General features: G+C 49.9%; 16 protein-coding genes. 7 read left to right on the forward strand and 9 right to left on the reverse strand.

What is annotated here, in order from left to right; translation table 11 throughout:
- Positions 1 to 29 precede the first annotated feature (29 nt).
- Both yidC and G3255_RS02730 read left to right on the forward strand, forming a co-directional pair.
- Positions 30 to 827: a membrane protein insertase YidC gene (yidC, locus tag G3255_RS02725; RefSeq protein WP_211653187.1), complete on the forward strand. Its 798-nt coding sequence runs from the start codon at positions 30 to 32 to the stop codon at positions 825 to 827.
- A gap of 48 nt (positions 828 to 875) precedes the next feature.
- Positions 876 to 1,121, forward strand: a complete 246-nt coding sequence (locus G3255_RS02730) for a hypothetical protein (RefSeq protein WP_211653188.1) — start codon at positions 876 to 878, stop codon at positions 1,119 to 1,121.
- Positions 1,122 to 1,334: 213 nt separating this feature from the next.
- Here the strand turns inward: G3255_RS02730 and G3255_RS02735 are convergent, their stop codons facing one another.
- Positions 1,335 to 2,486: a 3-phenylpropionate MFS transporter gene (locus G3255_RS02735; RefSeq protein WP_211653189.1), complete on the reverse strand. Its 1,152-nt coding sequence runs from the start codon at positions 2,484 to 2,486 to the stop codon at positions 1,335 to 1,337.
- Positions 2,487 to 2,610: 124 nt separating this feature from the next.
- Here G3255_RS02735 and G3255_RS02740 point away from each other — a divergent pair, with 124 nt between their 5' ends.
- On the forward strand, positions 2,611 to 3,477 hold the full coding sequence (locus G3255_RS02740; RefSeq protein WP_211653190.1) for a M15 family metallopeptidase: 867 nt from the start codon (positions 2,611 to 2,613) through the stop codon (positions 3,475 to 3,477).
- Positions 3,478 to 4,688: 1,211 nt separating this feature from the next.
- Here G3255_RS02740 and cls read toward each other — a convergent pair.
- From cls to G3255_RS02765, 5 genes are all read right to left on the reverse strand, one after another.
- Positions 4,689 to 6,146: a cardiolipin synthase gene (gene cls, locus G3255_RS02745; protein ID WP_211653191.1), complete on the reverse strand. Its 1,458-nt coding sequence runs from the start codon at positions 6,144 to 6,146 to the stop codon at positions 4,689 to 4,691.
- A gap of 180 nt (positions 6,147 to 6,326) precedes the next feature.
- Positions 6,327 to 7,157 carry a squalene/phytoene synthase family protein gene (locus G3255_RS02750; RefSeq protein WP_211653192.1) on the reverse strand — a complete coding sequence of 277 codons (831 nt, stop codon included), beginning with the start codon at positions 7,155 to 7,157 and terminating at the stop codon, positions 6,327 to 6,329.
- A 167-nt stretch (positions 7,158 to 7,324) separates the two neighbouring features.
- Positions 7,325 to 8,044: an HAD-IIB family hydrolase gene (locus G3255_RS02755; protein ID WP_349291403.1), complete on the reverse strand. Its 720-nt coding sequence runs from the start codon at positions 8,042 to 8,044 to the stop codon at positions 7,325 to 7,327.
- Positions 7,989 to 9,251 (reverse strand): glycosyltransferase, encoded by a 1,263-nt coding sequence (locus G3255_RS02760; RefSeq protein ID WP_211653193.1) that lies wholly within the window; start codon positions 9,249 to 9,251, stop codon positions 7,989 to 7,991. The genes G3255_RS02755 and G3255_RS02760 overlap by 56 nt, the downstream gene beginning before the upstream one ends.
- A gap of 161 nt (positions 9,252 to 9,412) precedes the next feature.
- Positions 9,413 to 10,264, reverse strand: coding sequence for an MBL fold metallo-hydrolase (locus tag G3255_RS02765; protein ID WP_249222050.1), 852 nt, complete (start codon positions 10,262 to 10,264; stop codon positions 9,413 to 9,415).
- Between the two features lie 152 nt (positions 10,265 to 10,416).
- Here G3255_RS02765 and G3255_RS02770 point away from each other — a divergent pair, with 152 nt between their 5' ends.
- Positions 10,417 to 11,538, forward strand: a complete 1,122-nt coding sequence (locus G3255_RS02770; RefSeq protein ID WP_211653195.1) for an NAD(P)/FAD-dependent oxidoreductase — start codon at positions 10,417 to 10,419, stop codon at positions 11,536 to 11,538.
- A 186-nt stretch (positions 11,539 to 11,724) separates the two neighbouring features.
- Here G3255_RS02770 and G3255_RS02775 read toward each other — a convergent pair whose 3' ends face one another.
- A complete protein-coding gene (locus G3255_RS02775) occupies positions 11,725 to 12,954 on the reverse strand; it encodes a helix-turn-helix domain-containing protein (RefSeq protein WP_211653196.1) in 1,230 nt (409 codons plus the stop codon).
- 215 nt (positions 12,955 to 13,169) lie between these two features.
- Here G3255_RS02775 and G3255_RS02780 point away from each other — a divergent pair, with 215 nt between their 5' ends.
- The 3 genes from G3255_RS02780 (at position 13,170) to G3255_RS02790 (ending at position 15,847) form a co-directional block, all read left to right on the forward strand.
- The gene (locus G3255_RS02780) at positions 13,170 to 14,459 is read left to right on the forward strand and encodes an MFS transporter (protein WP_211653197.1); all 1,290 of its coding nucleotides are present in this window, start codon (positions 13,170 to 13,172) and stop codon (positions 14,457 to 14,459) included.
- Positions 14,460 to 14,586: 127 nt separating this feature from the next.
- On the forward strand, positions 14,587 to 15,441 hold the full coding sequence (locus G3255_RS02785; RefSeq protein ID WP_211653198.1) for an SDR family oxidoreductase: 855 nt from the start codon (positions 14,587 to 14,589) through the stop codon (positions 15,439 to 15,441).
- An 88-nt stretch (positions 15,442 to 15,529) separates the two neighbouring features.
- Complete coding sequence (locus tag G3255_RS02790) at positions 15,530 to 15,847, forward strand: DUF5658 family protein (RefSeq protein ID WP_211653199.1); 318 nt, start codon at positions 15,530 to 15,532, stop codon at positions 15,845 to 15,847.
- A 35-nt stretch (positions 15,848 to 15,882) separates the two neighbouring features.
- On the opposite strand, the gene G3255_RS02795 is transcribed toward G3255_RS02790, so the two are convergent.
- Both G3255_RS02795 and G3255_RS02800 read right to left on the reverse strand, forming a co-directional pair.
- Positions 15,883 to 17,070 (reverse strand): MFS transporter, encoded by a 1,188-nt coding sequence (locus G3255_RS02795; protein ID WP_211653200.1) that lies wholly within the window; start codon positions 17,068 to 17,070, stop codon positions 15,883 to 15,885.
- Between the two features lie 139 nt (positions 17,071 to 17,209).
- Positions 17,210 to 19,597 (reverse strand): heavy metal translocating P-type ATPase, encoded by a 2,388-nt coding sequence (locus tag G3255_RS02800; RefSeq protein ID WP_211653201.1) that lies wholly within the window; start codon positions 19,595 to 19,597, stop codon positions 17,210 to 17,212.
- Positions 19,598 to 19,641: the final 44 nt, after the last annotated feature.

The following is a 19,641-nucleotide window of genomic DNA, read 5'->3' on the forward strand; positions in this document are numbered from 1 at the left end:
AATAGTCCAAAAAGGTGAAGGTGACAAACGTGAAAAAGAAACTTACATTACTGCTCATGCTTGCGGCAACGATTGCTTTCTTGAGCGGCTGTTCAGCAGTTGAAAACAAAGAAGGATTTTTCTACTCGATATTTGTAGCGCCATTTGATTTTTCGCTTGATTATTTAGGGAATCTCTTCGGAGGAAGTTACGGGCTGGCGATTGTGGTCATCACGATCATCATCCGCCTCGTCTTGATGCCGTTCATGCTGCGCACATATAAACGCCAGCAAGGCATGAAAGTGAAGATGGATAAGATGCGTCCAGAAATGGAAGATATCCAGAAGCGCTTAAAAGAAACGAAGGATAAAGAAGAGCAAATGAAGCTCCAGCAGGAAATGATGGGGCTTTACAAGAAGCATGACGTCAATCCGCTCAATATGGGCTGCTTGCCGGTCGTCATCCAAATGCCGATCATCATGGGCTTATATTTTGCCATTCTCTATTCGCCGGATGTGCGCTCACACGAATTCCTATGGTTTAACCTCGGTTCGCCGGATATTGCTATGACCTTGATTGCGGGTGCTGTGTACTTCTTCCAGGCGAAAGTATCGCTATGGACCATGCCGGAACAGCAGCAAAAGCAGATGAAATTCTTCATCTACCTGTCTCCGATCATGATCATGTTCATCTCGTTCACATCGATGGCTGCACTGCCTGTGTACTGGGCAGTTGGCGGGATCTTGTTGATCATCCAAACGTTCATCGGCCGGAAATTCTATTCGGAACATCCGGAAAAAGCGTTGGAAGCGGTTGAAGAAACTGAAACAGTCGACAAGAACAAATAAACAAAAAGCCGGCGCAATTGCCGGCTTTTTTTTCAGGAGAGATCATTGATGAACCCGAAAATTTTACAAGGTATTTTGATTTTATTACTCAGCATACTGGCGATCGTCTTTCTGTTCATGGGCAGCATGGAAATCGCTGTATTGTTTATGACGCTGCTTTTTGTCTTGACGAACACGTTCCGCTATAAGCAAATGAAAGAACTGGGCATGGCCCGGGAAGCAAGATGGACAAAAGGCATGGCGATACTCTTTGCCGTTTTGTTTGTCGTCGTCTCAATTGTGATCTTTATCTAAAAAACAGCACAGGCTAATTAGCCTGTGCTGTTTCTGTATGATGGTGTTTATCTTTTTTGCGTTCTTCCAGAAGAAAGTCCAACTGACTCATGAGGGTCAGCAGGTCATGCTTTGATATCTCTTTCAAAATTCCCAGCTCCCTTAACAGTTATGCCAAATTATTCGGTGCAGTGGTGGTCGTTAAGGGGGTCGGAACATTATTTTTAAATATTTTTAATAAGCAAAACGTTTGCGTGTCAACAACACCAGCACTACGGCCGGGAACGAAGACGCCGCCATCCCGAGGAATGAATAGCCCGGGGCGATTTCGTATAGGTAGCCGCCGGCAAAAGTCAAAAGTGCGACACTCAAGCTCATGCCGAGTGCGGCATACATGCCTTGCGCCGCAGGGATATTGACTGGATCGAGCTTTTTGAAGATATAGCGGATAAAGGCAAAATGCGCGACGCCGAAAGACAAAGCGTGAAGCGTCTGCGCCAAAATGAACACCCAGACCGATGGAAACAAGAAAATCAAAATCCAGCGAACGGTCGAGCCGATGCCTGCCAAAAGGAACATCGATGACACCGACCATCTCTCGAACAGCGTATCGGCTTTGACGAAAAAGACGATTTCAAAAATCACCGCTACATTCAGGATCAGGCCAATGTAAAAGCTGTTGACGCCGATATCCTGAAGATAGATAAAGCCGTAATTATAATAGGCCGCATGCGCTCCCTGGAGAAGGATGGACACGACGAGAACGGTTAAAAACCCTTTTGATTTCAGCAGTTCCGCCGTAGCGCTTGGCCCTTTCTTCGTTCTCGGTGCCGGCCTCGATTGCAGCGGGACAGGAGAAGCGAGCGATTGAGTGACCGCCATGAACAGCAAACCTAGAAGCATGATCCATAAAATCGCATTTTCTTGCCAGACAGCGGTAGCCGCCCCGACAATCAATAAAGCGATCGTATAGCCAAGCGAACCATAGGACCGGCTTTTGCCGTAATGAATGCGGTCGGTCTGCATCAATACGGTCGCGCCGCTTTCCATCGCAGGCAATAAATTCGGGTAGATAAAGCTGAAAGCAAATGTGATGATGAACAGTAAGGTATAGGAATTAGCCGGGATGTAGAACGCCATTACGATAAACGAAGCGATGGCAAGGATCTGCATCAAGCGCCCAAGCGAGAAAAGTCGCGTCAGGAGCGGGAAGAAAAACAAAGTCGATAGTGACCGTGCGACCATGCCGGTCCCCATGATGACGCTGGCTGCCGAAACGCTCAGCCCTTTTTCATTTGTCAGCCAGCCGGTCCAATAAGGCAAAAAGACGCCCCATGTAAAGAAAAACGCAAAAAAGTTCAACGAAAGCCATTTTTGATTGTGCATGAATAAATCTCCACTCTTTTCCAGAAGTCTGATTAAAGTATACCGAAATATTTTCGCGCCAGGGGAATTTTCGGGAAGAAAATGATAGAATGGAAAAGGAATTGACAGGAAAGTTGGCCAGCCCATGAAACCCACAAAAAAGAAAAACGACTTCGACAAGAAATTTTATATAAAATGGATGGTGATCGCAATGACAGCAATCTGGGCAGCAATTGCCGCAGTGTGGCTCTCTATGCATAATTGGGATACAGAAGAAAGCATGAAAGCATTAGCACAGGCCTTTACCGAACAACCGGCAGAAACCGAACAGCAAGCCCCTGCAGAGGAGGAACCGGCAGTGAAAGAAGAGCCAGCAGCGACAGAAGAAACTGAACAGCCTGAAACACAACCGGAAGAGCAGCCGAAAGAAGAAACGCCTGCACCAGCACCGAAAGACGCCACCGTCTATCCTGAGATTGATCAATTGCCATCAGAACCGACCATCGTGAACGGCATCCTGCTGGCGAATAAACAGCATCCGCTGCCTGCAAGTTATGCACCTGGCGAAAACGCGGAGGCCCGCGCGGCATTTGACTCGATGGCACAAGCAGCCGCCAAAGATGGCTTGCAATTAGTCGCCTTCAGCACATACCGCGGATTTGACCGTCAAAAACAATTGTACGAAGGTTATGTCGCCAAAGACGGCCAGGAAGCAGCCGACCGCTACAGTGCACGCCCTGGCTACTCCGAACACCAGACAGGACTCGCCTTTGATATCGGTGAAGCCGGCCAGGAACAGCACTGGGCATCTGCTTCCTTCGGCGATACGGCAGGAGGCAAATGGGTAAAGGAAAACGCCCATAATTACGGGTTCATCCTGCGCTACCCGCAAGGAAAAGAACAAATCACCGGCTATATGCATGAATCCTGGCATTTCCGCTATGTCGGAAAAGAAGCCGCCACCGCAATCTACAACCAGAACATCACCTTGGAAGAATATTTGGGGATTTAAGTGACAAGCGAATAAATGGAACCGGCCGTTTTCCTGAAAAGGGGGAGCGGCCGGTTTTTTGTTTTAGAGAAAGTCTAGTTAGACATGAAAGCGAAATTTGGTATTCATTGCAGGTTTCATCGCGAGATAGCCGCCTCCCGCTTGGGGCATGCCTCCCGCAATAAGCCAAGAAGAACACTTGTCTTATTGCTTCGGCTCGCCCGTGTACGCGGTTCGGCTTTAAGATTTCATTGGATATTGCGTGCGAAGACGTTTCACAGTTAGTTAATTTCATCCACTGGCGGGGATGCTTAGTTAGACTTGATAGTGAGGTGAAACGTTCGTTGAGTATTTTATCGTGAGATAGCCGCCTCCCGCTTTGGGCATGCCTCCCGCAATAAGCCAAGAAGAACACTTGTCTTATTGCTTCGGCTCGCCCGTGTGCGCGGTTCGGCTTTAAGATTTCATTGGATATTGCGTGCGAAGACGTTTCACAGTTAGTTAATTTCATCCACTGGCGGGGATGCTTAGTTAGACTTGATAGTGAGGTGAAACGTTCGTTGAGTATTTTATCGTGAGATAGTCGCCTCCCGCTTTGGGCATGCCTCCCACCATAAGCCAAGAAGGGCACTTGTCTTATGGCTCCGGCTCGCCCGTGTGCGCGTGTCGGCTTTAAGATTTCATTGGATATTGAGTGCGAAGACGTGTCACTGTTAGTTGTTTTCATCGGCTGGTGGGGACGCTTAGCTGGACTTGATAATTGCAGAGAAGTTACATTCGCTGTTCCATTTGAGTTTACGAAGATGGTTAAAGCTTTTCGCGCTTACTTCAATATGTGATGAATTTCATTGCCTCTCTAAAACTAGAGATGAAGCGGAAAGGGGCGAATGGATGGCGAGGGGAAGCCGAGTCCATTCATTTGCGACGCATCTGCATGCAGATGTGGGAGCAACGGTTTTCCTGCGATGCTCGAACACAGAGAAACTAGGTGCCCTGGACTGAGCGCTAGCGAGGGAAGCGGCTGAAGCCGGCCCCCGGGCAGCCGAAAACGCGACGTCCTGTCGCATCGGCTGCATGACCCGCATCCTGCGGGCCTAAAGCGTCCCCTTGCAGCGTAATCTCCACCACCATAAATTTCCACTATCATTTTCTGATTTAAAAACCCTACCACATCTACAACTCACCAAACGAAAAAAACGCCCTTCCATATGGAAAGGCGTTCACTGGTTTGATTATAGAATCGGTGCCAACAGGCGAGCGATGGATTCCTTCGATTTGATCATGCGGGTTCTCGCCATGTACATCTCATAAGTCAGCTCTGACGACAATTCCGTATCTTGCCTGAACATATCCGCGAGCTCCATCGAAACCTTCTCATCGTAAATGAATGCATTCACTTCAAAATTCAACTTGAAGCTGCGGACATCGATATTCGCTGTGCCGACCGTCGACGCTTCATCATCAATAACGATCATTTTCGTATGCAGGAAGCCGTTATCGTAGATGAACACCCGGGCTCCGGCCCGCAACATCTGGCCGGCGTACGAATACGTCGCCCAATAGACAAACGGGTGGTCCGGTTTGTTCGGGATCATGATACGCACATCGATTCCGGACAGCGCCGCAATCCTGAGGGCGTCATAGAAACTCGCATCCGGAATGAAATACGGCGTCTGGATGTAAATATATTCGCGCGCTAAGTGGATCAGCTTTAAATAGCCGTCCTTGATCTGTTCCCATTCCTCGTCCGGGCCGCTGGAGACAATCTGCATCGAAGTCGAGCCCTCTTCGGGTTGTGGAGGGAAGTACGCTTCATCATATTCAATATCGTGCCGCGCAGAAGCCTGGTTCCAGTCGAGGATAAAGCGCGTCTGGAGCGGATAAAGGGCATTTCCTTCCAGCCGGAGATGCGTATCGCGCCAATAGCCGAAGCGGCGGTTGAGCCCGAGATATTCCTCCCCGACGTTAAAGCCGCCGATATAGCCGACCTTTCCGTCAATGACCACGATCTTCCGGTGGTTCCGGTAGTTCAGCCGGGGGTTGATGATCGGCATAATGGAAGGGAAGAAGGTTTCCACTTCGCCACCGGCTGCTGAAAATTCCTTGAAATGGCGCTTGCTCAAACTGCGAGAGCCCATGTCATCATAAAGAAGGCGTACTTTTACGCCTTCTTTCGCCTTGGCGAGCAAAGCGTCCATAATGCGATTGCCGAGCTGGTCCAGCCGGAAGATATAATATTGGATGTGGATATGATCCTGTGCTTGTTCGATATCGCGAATGAGGGCATCGAATTTTTCCCGGCCGTCGTTGAAGATTTTCACGTGATTGTTTTGGGTCAACAACGCGCCGTTATTGCGCAAATGCAGGTAAATCAAATTGCTGTAATCCTTTGTGCTGACATCCTGAAAAGGGAAAGTGCCGTCATGGATTTCATTCATTTGATGGGCGATTAGGCTTTCGATTCCGATCCGTTTACGGCCTTCTTCCCATTTAAAAAGCTTTTTTTGACGAAGCTTGCGGCCGAGCAACAGGTAGATGAAGAATCCGGCAATCGGAATGAAGAAGAGCACCAATAGCCATGCCCAAGTGGAGGAAGCATCCCGGCGTTCCAGAAACACCAGCGCCGCTGCAAGGAAAATGTTCAAGATGAAGATTGCAGCAGTCAACACACTGATAATGGTGACGGTCATGGCCATTCTCCTTTGTGGATAATTGTTTATTGCCTCTAGTATAGACTAGTTGTGTAATTGAAAGAAAGAGAGAGCTAAGTGGATGTTATTTCCTTATTATAACTTTTATTGTAATTAACTGCCTCTCAACTTTATTGACTACAAAAAAACTGCACTCTGCGGATGAGAGTGCAGTTTTATTTAACTAAGACGTTCTTCTTCTTTCAATTGTTCAACAATGCCTTCGACTTCTTGGCGGCTCATCTTTTCCTTGCCGGACTTGAGCGCTTTTAAGGTGCTGTGGGCAAGTGCGAGCGGCACTTTGCAGAACATGAGGATGCGTTTATTTTTGATGGATTTTACATATTGGTCAGCTTGCGATAGATTTTCGCGTGCGTAGCTGAACATATCGTCGCGCGTCCAGCCGTCCGGGACGAACGTGACGCCGCGCTCGTAATCTTCATCGTAATTGCGCAGCATATTGACAGCCTGCAAACCGCGGCCGAATCCGATGGCGAGTTCTGTATCGGTTTCGGTGCCGTCATGCCACCTCCAAAGATCAGAAAGCATGACACCGACGAGCCCTGCGACATAATAAGTGTAATCATCCAAGTCTTCGCGCGTATGGATGACCCAGTCTTTTTCGACCCATTTGGCCATGCCGCCAGCCATGATGGCTGTCGATTCGAGAACTTTTCCGCGAATTTCGGGCGGGCATACTTCGATCCAATCCGGAAGCCGCATTGTTACGGATGGCAAATAATCCGCGTAAGGGGCGACAAGCGCCGCATATTCCGTTTCGTCCATATCCGTTTCGAGCATATGTTGGATGGAGCGCAGAAGAGACGCTTTCACTTCAGCAGGAAGCTCGGGATGATCTTCAATTTCATCGATTGCGCGCATGCACAAATAGGCGGAGCCGACGGTTTTTTTCAGGACAGGATCCAAAAAGCTGATCGGAATGAAAAAGGTCCGGCTCGTTTGTTTCAGCATCGCGAGTGATTCTTTTTGCAGATTGGCGACTTTGCTCATCTTCAGTCCTCCTTTATATAGATTTTCAGCATGTTTATGTATGGGCGCGGCCCACTTGATTCGTAAAATGTCTTCCTTCTAAATATAAACGAAATGGCTGAAAAAACAAATGATTACCCATAGCAGCACAAGAAAACCCTTTGGAAGAAACGCGTTCTCCAAAGGGTTCAGTCTACATGAAAATGGTTCCACGCCTCGTGAATTCCGCCGGCGCAATGCCGATTTGCACGGAAAATGAGTGGGTGGTCTTCGTGGGTTTTGAGTTCCGGCTGTGCGTTTCCGACGATGACGGAAGGAAAACCGAGCGTCAGCATTTCCAAGTCGTTTCCGGAATCACCCGCGACCAGCAGTTTAGCATCGGAAATTCCGTGGCGTTCCAACAGGTAGCGGAGTGCCTGGCCTTTCCCGCTATTCGATGGCAGGATGTCCAAGTCTTTGCCGCCGCTGAAGATCAGCTTATGGGGCACTTTTTTGGCTTCCAAGAGGTTGCGGAATTGTTCGACCGCTTGTACCTCCGTGACATGGTAGGAGCGCCGGCTTGTCACAGGCAAATCTTGCGGGGTCAAGCCGTCGATTGTCTTCGCTAGCGCTTCGACTTGCTCGGGCGCCCAATCGTCCATCAAATGGGCTTCCCAATTTTCATCTTTAGAAAAATTGGTTCCCGTATAGATTTCGGTCCCGACATCGGTGACAAGAGCTTGTGGAATCGGGAGCCCTTCATCTGCAATCAACTGTTGTGCAGAAGCAAGATGGCGGCCGGTAATATAGATCAAGCCGACTTCGTAAGGCTGCTGTTCATAGAAATCCAGCAACTCCTCGAGCCCGGCTCTATCACCGACTAAGGTTCCGTCCAGGTCGGTCGCTAGCAAGTGTGTTGCTCCGTTCACGGATAATCACCTCATACAATGTATTTATTTTTTTTGAAATGCTATCCCAATTGAAATCTTTACGGGCAATGCGCACCGCTTGGCGGCTAAGGCGCTCAACCAGCAGCGAATTGACAGAAAGTACTTCCATTGCAATCGCCAGATCGATTTCATTTTGAGCTTCGACAAGCAAACCGCTGACGCCATCTTCAACGACATTTTTCAAGCCGCCGACTTTCGAGGCGATGACCGGGCTGCCGCAAGCTTGTGCTTCAGCTGCAACCATGCCGAACGATTCGTAGAAACTCGGGACGATGGTGGCGGTAGCTGAATTGAACAGCAATGCCAATTGTTCTTGGTTTTTCGGTCCGACAAAGCGGACATGCTGTTCAATACCCCGTACCGCTTTACGCAGCTCCAGGTCTTTCGGCAAGCCTGTGTCAGGGTCGATAGCATCAGGTTCACCGCCGGCAATCACCAATTCAGGTGTGTAGCGGCTGCCACTTTTTTCTGCAAGAAGCTTGAAAGCTTTCAATAAAGTGAAAATGCCTTTCGTTGCTTCCAGACGGCCTGCAAAAACGAAGAGGGGGTCCTCGTAGCCGAATTTTTTCCGGATATGGTGTCGGCTGCCGCGGACGCGAAACGCCTCGTCGACTCCGATGGGGATTACTGAGATGGGAGAAGCGGCGGAAACGTTCTCTTTAATTACTTGTTTTTCTGTATTTGTCGTCGCCAAAATATGGTCGCTATGGGCAAGTACGGTTTCTTCCGCTTTTTCACGCCGTGCGTCATGCGTGCCGGTCGCTTCTTCCTTGGCCCATCCGAGCGAGTGGGATGTATGGATATAAGGCAGCCCGAATTCTTCTTTGAGCTTCTTGCCAATCAATCCTGAAAGCCAATAATGGGTATGGACGATATCGTAATTCGATAGCGGCAATAGCCGTTTCATTTCTTCATAAAATGCCGGGAGCATGGAGTACATTTCATTTTTTGAAACGAATCCTTTATAGCCGGCTTCTACACGGATCACGCGGCAGCGTTCACCGAAATGTTCAACTTGTGGGGCGTTTTCATCGCACCAATGGGTAACGACATCCACCTGCCACCCTCTATTTTCAAGAGCGAGTGCCAGTTGCTTGACGTAATTGTTTTGGCCGCCTGCTTGTTTTCCGCCGAGCTTTGCCAAAGGATCGCCATGGTCTGATACAAAAAGCACTTGTTTGGTCATTGTCGTTCATCTCCGTTCGTTATTTCCTCCCGCCCGAAAAAGGTGGGAGTGCATATTATATATACCCATATTTAGGAAATGCTAAACAGGATTTCTGAAAAGTTCCAAAACTTTTATCTGCAATAAAAAAAGAACGCCTATGTAAGCGCTCTTTTAATTTTTCATTTCGTATGGACAAACTTTCCGTAAGATGGAACGGCGACGTCCGGGAAATGATCCGCGAGCTCGACGAGGCCTTTAGCCAAGACAGAACCTTTCATCGGCTTGCCGTGTCCAGTGGCAGCGAAAGAAGGTTTCAAGTCCACAAGTTTGGACACCGATTCCCAGGCGGCGCGCCAATCGGTCGTTAAATACACCGGCGGGCCATGCACTTCTTTTTTCTGGCGCATCACTTTATAAAGTGAATCCTGCTTGACCGTGACAAATGCATCTCCTGCGATCAGTACGCGGCCGACGTCTTTGAAGAAGGAAACATGGCCTTTTGTATGGCCGGGTGTATGGAGCCAGCGCCAGTTCGGCAAATCAGGGATGCTGCCGTCTGCCGGAAGCTCGACCAAATGCTCGGAAATGTCGATGGCTTTTACCGGGAAAGTCTTGGACATTTTCGCGACCATTCCGCCTTCTACAGTGGAATCGGGCTCGGGATAATCTTCTTTTCCGGTCAAGTACGGGAATTCCTCAGGGTGTGCGTAGACAGGGACCGGATGCTTTTCAAGAATATCGATGAGTGCGCCGACATGGTCGAAATGGCCGTGCGTCAGTAAGATTGACTGCAATTGCTGGTCCGGGCCGAAACGATTTTCAGCTTCCTTCAATATCTTTTCGGCGGAATGCGGCATGCCAGCATCCACCAATACCCAGCGTGGGCTGATGGACGGATTTCCGATCAAGAAGACATTGGAGATTTTCGTCGTATAGCAATACGTATCCGGAGCGATTTCGATGCCCGAGCCGCTGCGGATCGATGTCATCGGCATGAGTGCCTCAGTTTCAGTGCTGCGTTCCATAAACATTGATTCCTCCTTAAGATTCGTCCATTGGATTTTCTTCATATGATTGCTTTACCCGAAATGAAGATTTCCAATCCAGCCCAGCGCAATTTGAGTCTCCTGCCGCGATTCGTTAGAATGGAAAGAAGATTGTCAAGGAAGCAAGGTGCAGAAAAATGAAATCAATCATCATCATCGGCTCCGGCATCGTCGGGGCAAGCGCAGCATATTATGCGGTAAAAGCAGGGAACAGCGTCACATTGATCGACCGGGCGGACCGCGGCCAGGCGACAGGTGCGGCAGCAGGCATCGTCTGCCCGTGGATCTCGCAAAGGCGCAACCAGGCCTGGTACCGTCTCGCCTCAAACGGCGCCGCCTATTACCCGGTTCTCATTAAAGAACTCGAAGCACTTGGGGAAAAAGAGACCGGCTACAAGCAAGTGGGCATCGTCAGCATCCACGAAGAATCGAAACTCGACAAAATGGAACAGAAAGCGCGCGAACGCCAAGCGGGATCTCCAGAAATGGGCGAACTCGAACGATTGACCCCGGAAGAGACAAAAGCCAAGTTCCCGTATGCCGGCGACCGTTACGGCTCTTTGTATGTCAGTGGGGCGGCGCGTGTCGACGGCAGCGCCATCCGTGATGCGCTTATCCGTTCTGCCAAGCGACTGGGCGCAAAATTCATCCAAGGTGACGCCAAGCTGCTGATAGAAGTGGGGCAGGCAACAGGCGTGTCAGTAAACGGCGAAAGTTTGAGGGCAGAGCGGATTATCTCAGCGGGCGGCGCGTGGGCTGCGGAACTGTTCAAACCGCTCGGGCTTCAATTGAAAGTCGTTCCTCAAAAGGCGCAAATTTTGCATCTGCAGTCTAGTGAGTCCGGGACAGGCGACTGGCCGGTTGCAATGGTGCCTTTCGGCCAATACATCGTGCCGTTTGAAGATGGGCGCATCGTCGCGGGTGCCACCCACGAGAACAATGCCGGCTTTGACGCTAAACTGACCGCCGGCGGCATTTTTCATATCCTGGAGAAAACTTTGGACGTCGCGCCAGGGCTTGCCGCAGCTGAATTCACGGGCGCAGCCACCGGGTTCCGCCCGGCGACACTCAGCGCCTTGCCGTTCATCGGCCAAGTACCGGGGCAAGCGCAGCTTTTCGCCGCCAACGCACTCGGTGCATCAGGGCTTACGGCGGGACCGTATCTCGGCATGCAACTCGCGAAACTCGCCACTGGCGAAACCTTGGATCTCGACGTCAGCTTATATGATATTGAAGAAGCTTTCGAAGAAATTAAATAAGAAAAGGCAGGAGACCCGGGTCTCCTGCCTTTTCTGCATTCAAGAATCAAAGCCCTGTCCCAATAGTTGAAGAAGCGTTTGCTGGTGATTGCTTTTGCTTAATAATGCAGAGCATTGCATCGCAAAAATAAGCTCTCACGTAGTTCGATCTTATCTTTCCTGCCGTTTTTGTGTGGACCTTGACTATCAGTCCGCCTTGCCAAAGATTTTCCGGTGCGTCTCCAAGATGAACTGTTTATACGGGAGGTCCGGCATTGGTTCGATCAATTCTTTGGCTTGTTGTGCATAGATTTTCGCTTGCTCATGATCGCCTAATTGTTCATAAATCAAGGCCATATAGGCTTCTTTTTCGTAATGCATCGATAAATCATAAGGGTGGTGAATGAAAAGGTTCATGCGGTGTTGTTTGAAACAGTCTAGTGCTTCCTCGATCCGACCCATGCCGAAAAGTACCTTGCCTTTTTCCAAGAAGTAAAAATCCTCTTCATCTAGCAATTGGCGCATTTTTTCGAGCAGCTGGTCGGCTTTTTCGTATTCATGGGTGAACGAATTCAAATAATGGATTTCGATGGCAGTGGCATAGGCTCCAATTTCAGGATCCTCTGAAAACTCGGCAAAAAGTTTAAGCTTGCCGACGTAATAATCCTTGCGCTCTATATCACCAGCAAGAAGCGCTTCAAAGCCTGCTAACCTGTAGAGCGCATTAATCTGATAGAAAATCTGCTGTTTCTTGGAATAGGAGATAGCTTCTTCCATCATCCGGCGGGCATTTTCCTTATCTCCAGTAGCGGAATACAGGATGGACTCATAATAATCGAAATCCAGTTTCTTTAATGGATCAAGGCTGCCAGTTTGTTCTTGGATTAATTTACGAGATTCCTGCAATGTGGATAAGGCTTCTGCGTAATGATGTTCAGTGAATTTCATCAGCGCACGAAACATATGAAGGTCAGCGATGGAATTAATTAAATGCAGTTGTTCATATATCGCTTCAGCACGATCGAACGCCGGTTTCCAATCGTAACGTTTCGAGTGATAACAACAGCGGCTATAGATTTCAAGCAGCCGCGCCGATTCGTAGCGAAACGGCAATTTCTCAACATAAGGGTGGATGCGATCTGCAATCTCCTCATAGCCTGCCACCATTTCTTCGCTAGTGCCCGAAACGTTCCGGCGCTTGTCTTCAATTTCATCGAGCAAAGCGCGAAGCTCCGCGGTCGGTATCTCCTGGAGCAATTCGGTTCGATCGATTCCAAGCCGCTCCGCAATATAGGAAAGGCTCTCCATCGACGGATTCGCTTTGTTGTTCTCGATCAAACTGAGCATGCCCTTCGACAGCTCATCTCCGGCAAGCGCCTGCAAAGTCAGGCCTTGCTCTTTTCGTATTTGTTTAATGCGTTCCCCCAAAGTTGCCATAAACTCACCTGCTTTTTCTATAATGTATCATCTTGGTGCTGTTCTTTAGAGTATTTTTATATCCATTGTAAATGAGTACAACCATCAATGTCGCTTATCTAGAAAATAATAATGGTTATTTGTTTAATTATATTAAACTTTCTCTTGCATTGCGAATAAATGCGTGATATATTTTGTTTAATTAAATTAAACTTTTTGAAAAGGGAGCGAAAAACATGAACGAAGTGGGTAAAATCAAACAGGCTACGTACCATCTGTATACGTTCACCATCAGCAAATTGATTTCCACATTTGGCAGTTCGGTATACGCATTCGGCATCAGCCTCTACGTCCTGGCTTTGACCGGTTCCGCCGCCAGTTTCGCCATCAACTTAATCTGCAGCATCCTGCCCCGGACTTTATTTGCGCCTTATGCCGGCTACGTCGCGGATAATTACCCGAAAAAAGCCGTGGTGCTGCTGTCTCAGGCAGCGAGCGTCTTATCCGTCGGCGGGCTTTTGCTCTACAGTATGTCAAACGGCCTGTCGCTTGCGGCAATCTACACGGCGACTGCATTGATTTCCGTCAGTTCCATGTTTACCAGCGTCGCCTTTTCATCTTCCATCGCCAATTTAATCGACCCGGAACGCATCCAAAAAGCGATGGGTTATAACCAATCGGCATTAGCCATCGCCACAATCGGAGGGCCAGTCATCGGCGGCATGCTGTTCGGCTTTGTGTCGATGAACGTTTTCCTGCTGATCCAAGTGATCGCCTACGCACTTGCTGCGGCACTCGAAGCGACGATGAACTTCCGGCTCTATACAAGACGCGTCGAAACGGAGTCTGCAGAAGACAAGCAGGGCGTCTGGCAGGGCATGAAAGAAGGTGCTGCCTACCTGCGGAAAAACCGTGTCATCACCGTCATCGTCACAACGGCTGTCGGATTGAATTTTTTCTTCTCCGCATTGATGATTGGCTTGCCGTTCATCGCCGTCCAGCAATTAAAAGTGGAAGCGACGCATTTTGGCTTCATTGAAGCGATGATTGCGCTCGGCATGCTGCTGGCATCGATTTATTTCTCGGTGCGCAAGGAAGTCAAATTCCCGCTGCAATTTTCCAAACGTGCCATTATGATCATGTCGCTGTTGCTTGCGGCGGTCTCACTGCCACTGGTCGCTGGCTTGTCCTATTGGGGCAATGTCATCTACCTGCTCTTCCTGATGCTGGCGTTCGGCATCTCCAATGTCTTCGTCAACACGCCAATCGGGGTCATGATGCAAAAAGATGTCGACGAAGAATATCGTGGCCGCGTCTTCGGAATCCTGGAATCGATGGCGATGGCCATGATGCCGCTTGGCTATTTGCTGTTCGGCTTGCTCTATGACCTGGTGCCGGCGCAATACGTGTTATGGGCTTGCAGCCTGTGCCTATTGATCTTGACGGCTTACAGCATGCGCCCGGCCATCATTCGCGAAGCTTATCCCGAGCTTGCGGAAAAGCCATTTGATAAAGTATTGTCCTGAATCCACAACAACCGCCTTCTTCCGAATAGGCGGTTGTTTTTTGCGTCCAAGCGATTCCATGTTTTAGGAGAACATGGAAAGGGAAAAGCGGAGGAGATATAAAACTCGAGAAAGGTGGAGATGCACGATGAAAGACAAAGTGGAAAAAGTGCCGGCGCAGCATCAGGAGCGCCAGCCTGGATTTGAGAATGAAATGAAACCGCACCCAGATTTCCAGGGGAATCTGGCAGGGGCTTCGCAGCGTTTGCCTGGCAAAGCCGCTCTCATAACCGGAGGCGATAGCGGAATCGGCCGAGCCATCGCCGTCGCTTTTGCAAAAGAAGGGGCAGACGTCGCGATTGCCTATCTGGATGAACACGAAGATGCCGAGGAAACGAAGCAGCTCGTCGAAAAAGAGGGGCGCAAGTGCCTGCTCATCGCTGGAGACATAGGCGATGAGGCGTTTTGCAAACAAGTTATTGCGCAAGTAATCGAGGGATTTGGGAAACTCGATGTGCTGGTCAACAATGCCGCAGAGCAGCATGTACAGGAATCGCTAAGGGATATCACGGCAGAGCAGCTGGAAAAAACCTTCCGCACTAATATCTTCAGCATGTTCCACCTGACAAAAGCCGCACTGGACCATTTGAAACCTGGCGCATCGATCATCAATACCACATCGATTACCGCATTCCGCGGCGAGCCAAGCCTAATCGATTATTCGTCAACCAAAGGCGCAATTCTGGCATTCACCCGAGCCTTGTCCGGATCGCTCGCAAAAGAAGGCATCCGGGTCAATGGCGTGGCACCCGGCCCGATTTGGACGCCGCTCATTCCAGCTTCTTTTTCGGCGGAAGATGTCGAAGGCTTCGGAAGCGGCACGCCGCTCGGACGGCCCGGGCAACCCGATGAACTGGCGCCAGGGTATGTATACTTGGCTTCCGACGATTCATCCTACGTCACCGGTCAAGTCCTCCATATAAACGGAGGCACGCCATATTAAGGATTTTCAGGCATTCAATCAGTTCAACTGATTGAATGCCTTTTTTATCCATAAATAAATTAATTTACAGGGAAGAGAGGTGCGTGCCATGTCTAAGCAATTGACAACGCCGCTAAAGAAACCGATCTGGACATTGATTGTATTGAATTTAGCGGACGGCTTTTTGACTTATTGGGGGCTATTGGCAGGAGCGATTGAAGAAGCGAATCCCTTGCTTAGCGGATTGCCGCCGTTTGCGATCTTTATACTTAAGGTGTTGTTATCTGCTTGTCTTGCCGCGTTCCTCTTTACCCCGCTTGTGCGGCTTGAGTCGCGGATCTGGCGCTATTTTCTCTTGGTAACTAATTTTTTATATATCAGCATATTATCGCTCCACATCATTTGGATCGTTTTGTTATATCTATAGAAAATCCCCGGACAGCCAAGCTGTCCGGGGATTTTCTATGCCGGGGTCTGGCCGGTTTGTTGTTCTGTATAGCGCAACGATTTTTTGGAAGCTTTGAACAGGACGATCAAGATGATGCTGAAAATGGCCAATCCGCCGGAAAGATAATAGATGGCGCCGGATTGCATGGTGAGTAGCCAAGTGAAAAACAGCGGGCCGATAATGCGCCCGAGATTGTCCATCGAATAGGTCATGCCAGCCGCTGTCCCATATTTGCCGCCTGCTTCTTTCGAAGTGAGCGAGACGAGTACAGTGCGCGCCAAGGCGTTGCCTGCAGTGAAGATGCTGAGTGCGACGCCGGCAAACACCAAGCTGGTCGTAAACGGCAACAGCACCAAGCCTAAAGCGGTGACAATTTGTGCGCCGATGATCCACTGCGTCTCCGTTCCGTTTTTCACGCGGCGGACAACACCGCCTTGAATCGCGGCATCCACAAAGCCTGAGGCCATGAACAAATAGCCGAGCTGGAGCGGGGTGATTTCAATTTGGTCAATCTGGAACAATTGGAACGTTGATTCCAAACCTGCGAGAAGGAACGTCACCATGAAAGAGAATACGAACAAATAACGGATGCGGTAATGCCAAAGCGTACTGGCGCCTTTTGGCACTAGCTTGCGTTTGACCGCTTCTCCTTTGCGCACCGGTTCTTTCAAGACGATGCTTGCATAGACCATCAATAACAGCACAAGGATAGCTGAAGCGGTAAACGGCAAGGACAAGGAGACCGCGCCGAGCAAGCCGCCGATCGCCGGCCCGAAAATAAAGCCGAGCCCGATCGACATGCCGAGAAGGCCCATGTATTTATTGCGTTCTTCATCTGTCGTGATGTCTGCGACATATCCCGTAACCGCTGTATAAAGTGCACCTGAGAACAAGCCGCCGATAACGCGCGACATGTATAGCAGGATAAGATTATCGAGAAACAGCGAAAACAGGAAAAAACTGAGGGCGAAGCCGGCAAGCCCGACCAAGATCAGTTTTTTGCGGCCGGTACGGTCAGATAATCTGCCCCATAATGGCGCGGTAAAAAAGGACGAGAGCGCATATATCGTAATCAAGCCCCCGACGTGGATATCCGCATAGCCTTGTTGGACGATTACTTCTGGGAGTATCGGGATGATCAAGCCGAAGCCAAGATAGACGAAAAACTGGACCGACATGAGCAATAAAATGGTTTTCTTCATAAAGGAATTCCTGCTTTCTGCAAAGACTGGTGTTTTCATTTTACTCTTGTTTGCCACTCAGAACAACGGCAGCAGAAAAAAGATAAGCACCGAAAAAGCTCCCGCTTGCTTGATAGCAGCCGGGAGCTTTGGGATTTGTTTATTTATTCAATTTTACGCGCTGCAAACGCAATGCGTTCATGACGACGGAAACGGAACTGAACGCCATCGCTGCGCCTGCGAGCCAAGGTGCTAGGAAGCCGGCAGCGGCAATCGGAATGCCGACCGAGTTATAGGCGAGCGCCCAGAACAGGTTTTGCTTGATGTTGCGGACCGTCAGGCGGCTCATGCGGACAGCATCCGCAACGCGCATCAAATCGCCTTGCATCAAAGTGATGTCGGCCGCTTCCATGGCGATGGCAGTGCCAGTGCCCATGGCCATGCCGATATCGGCAGTGGCAAGTGCCGGTGCATCGTTTAAGCCGTCTCCAGCCATCGCAACTTTGCGTCCTTGTTCTTGCAACTTCGCTACATGTCCGGCTTTTTCAGCAGGCAGTACGCCGGCTACGACTTCATCGATGCCGACTTGTCTGGCGATGGCATCGGCGGTGCGCTGCTGGTCGCCGGTCAGCATGACGACGCGCAGCCCCATGCGTTTCATTTCTTCAACGGCGGCTTTTGCGGAATCTTTTATCGTGTCTGCGACAGCGATAAGGCCCGCGTATTTTCCGTCGATGGCAATGAACATCGCGGTCTTGCCGTCTTGTTCCAATTGTTCGGCCGCTTGTTCGTCGACTGCGATGCCGTCAAGCAAGCGGCGGTTGCCGACCCAAACGTCCTGGCCATCGACATGCGCTTTGATGCCGTGTCCAGGAACTGCTTCAAATCTGCTGACCGCAAGCCCAGCAGCACCGAAGTCTGCAATTGCCTGTGCAACGGGGTGCTCGGATTCGCTTTCCGCGCTTGCCACAAGCCGTTTGACTTGTTCGGCATCGATATCCGGCACCGAGATAAAGTCAGTGACGACCGGTTTGCCGTTGGTGATGGTGCCGGTTTTATCGAGCACAATCGTATCGATATGTTTCGTCGTTTCCAGCGATTCGGCAGTTTTAAACAACACGCCTTGTTCAGCGGCGCGTCCAGAACCGGCCATGATCGACGTCGGGGTAGCAAGTCCCAGCGCACAAGGGCAGGCGATGACGAGAACGGCGATCGTGCTGGTCAGCGCTGCACCGAAATCTCCCGGAGCGACCAGGAAGTACCAGATCAAGAACGTCACGATTGCAATGCCGACAACAATCGGCACGAATATACCTGAAATTTGGTCAGCCAGCCGTTGAATCGGCGCTTTCGACCCTTGCGCCTGTTCGACAACGCGGATGATATTCGATAACACCGTGTCTTTGCCGATCTTATCGGCGCGCACTTTCAATGAACCATTGGCATTGACGGTCGCGGCGAATACCGCATCGCCCGCCGACTTATCGACCGGCAGGCTTTCCCCGGTCAGCATCGACTCGTCAACAGCGGAACTGCCAGAAACAACCGCCGCATCGACAGGAATCGAAGCGCCCGGTTTGATCAACAGGATATCGCCTTCTTTGACATCTGTAATCGACACACTGATGAATTCTTCGCCGCGTTCGACTAGCGCATGCTGCGGCTGCAACTTCATCAGTTTCTTGATGGCATCGGACGAGCGGCCTTTCGCGCGGGCTTCAAATACTTTGCCGAGAACGATCAAGGTGATCAAGACGGCACTCGTTTCGAAATACAAGCCCATATTATGGCCCATCCCTAAGTTTGCAAGGACCAGATAGACGCTGTAGAAATAGGCGGCCGATGTACCGAGTGCAACCAATACATCCATATTGGCGCTTTTGTTTTTTAATGCGAAATAGGCGCCTTTATAGAAGGTCGCGCCGACCCAGAATTGCACCGGCGTCGCAAGCGCCCATTGCACAAACGGGTTCATCAGGAACTCAGGGACATACATCCAGGACGTAAATGTGAAATGACTGAACATTGTCCATAGGAGCGGCAGTGAGAAAGCGGCAGATATCCAGAAAAGGCGAGTCTTTTTCTTGATTTCCTGTTCTTTGTAATCGGTCGCTTCCTGCTGGTCCTGCTCGAGCACGGCGTCATAGCCGAGCGATTGGATTTTTTGGACGAAAGCTTCAGGAGTCAAAGTGCCTGGGCTGTAAACCACATGGCCGCTTTCTAGCGCCAAATTGATTGTCGCGTTTTCGACACCGTCCATTCGGTTCAGCGCCTTTTCGATTCGCGCTGAACAGTTTGCGCAGGTCATGCCCTGGATCGAAAAATCGACTTCTTCTTGCTGGATGCCATAGCCGAGCTGTTCGACTTTTTGATGCAAATCGTTCAAATTGGATTGTTCGTCATCGAAATTGACCGATGCTTTTTCAGTTGCGAAATTGACCGTCGCCTCGGACACGCCAGGGAGCTTCTGCAAGCCTTTCTCGACCCGATTCGCACACGCAGCACAGGTCATGCCGGTGATCGGCAATTCCGTTTGCTTTATTGCCATTGGGAATCCCACCTTCATACCTTATAGGGGTATATTGTTTTGAA

It is taken from the genome of Planococcus sp. MSAK28401 (assembly GCF_018283455.1).
Taxonomy (GTDB): domain Bacteria; phylum Bacillota; class Bacilli; order Bacillales_A; family Planococcaceae; genus Planococcus; species Planococcus alpniumensis.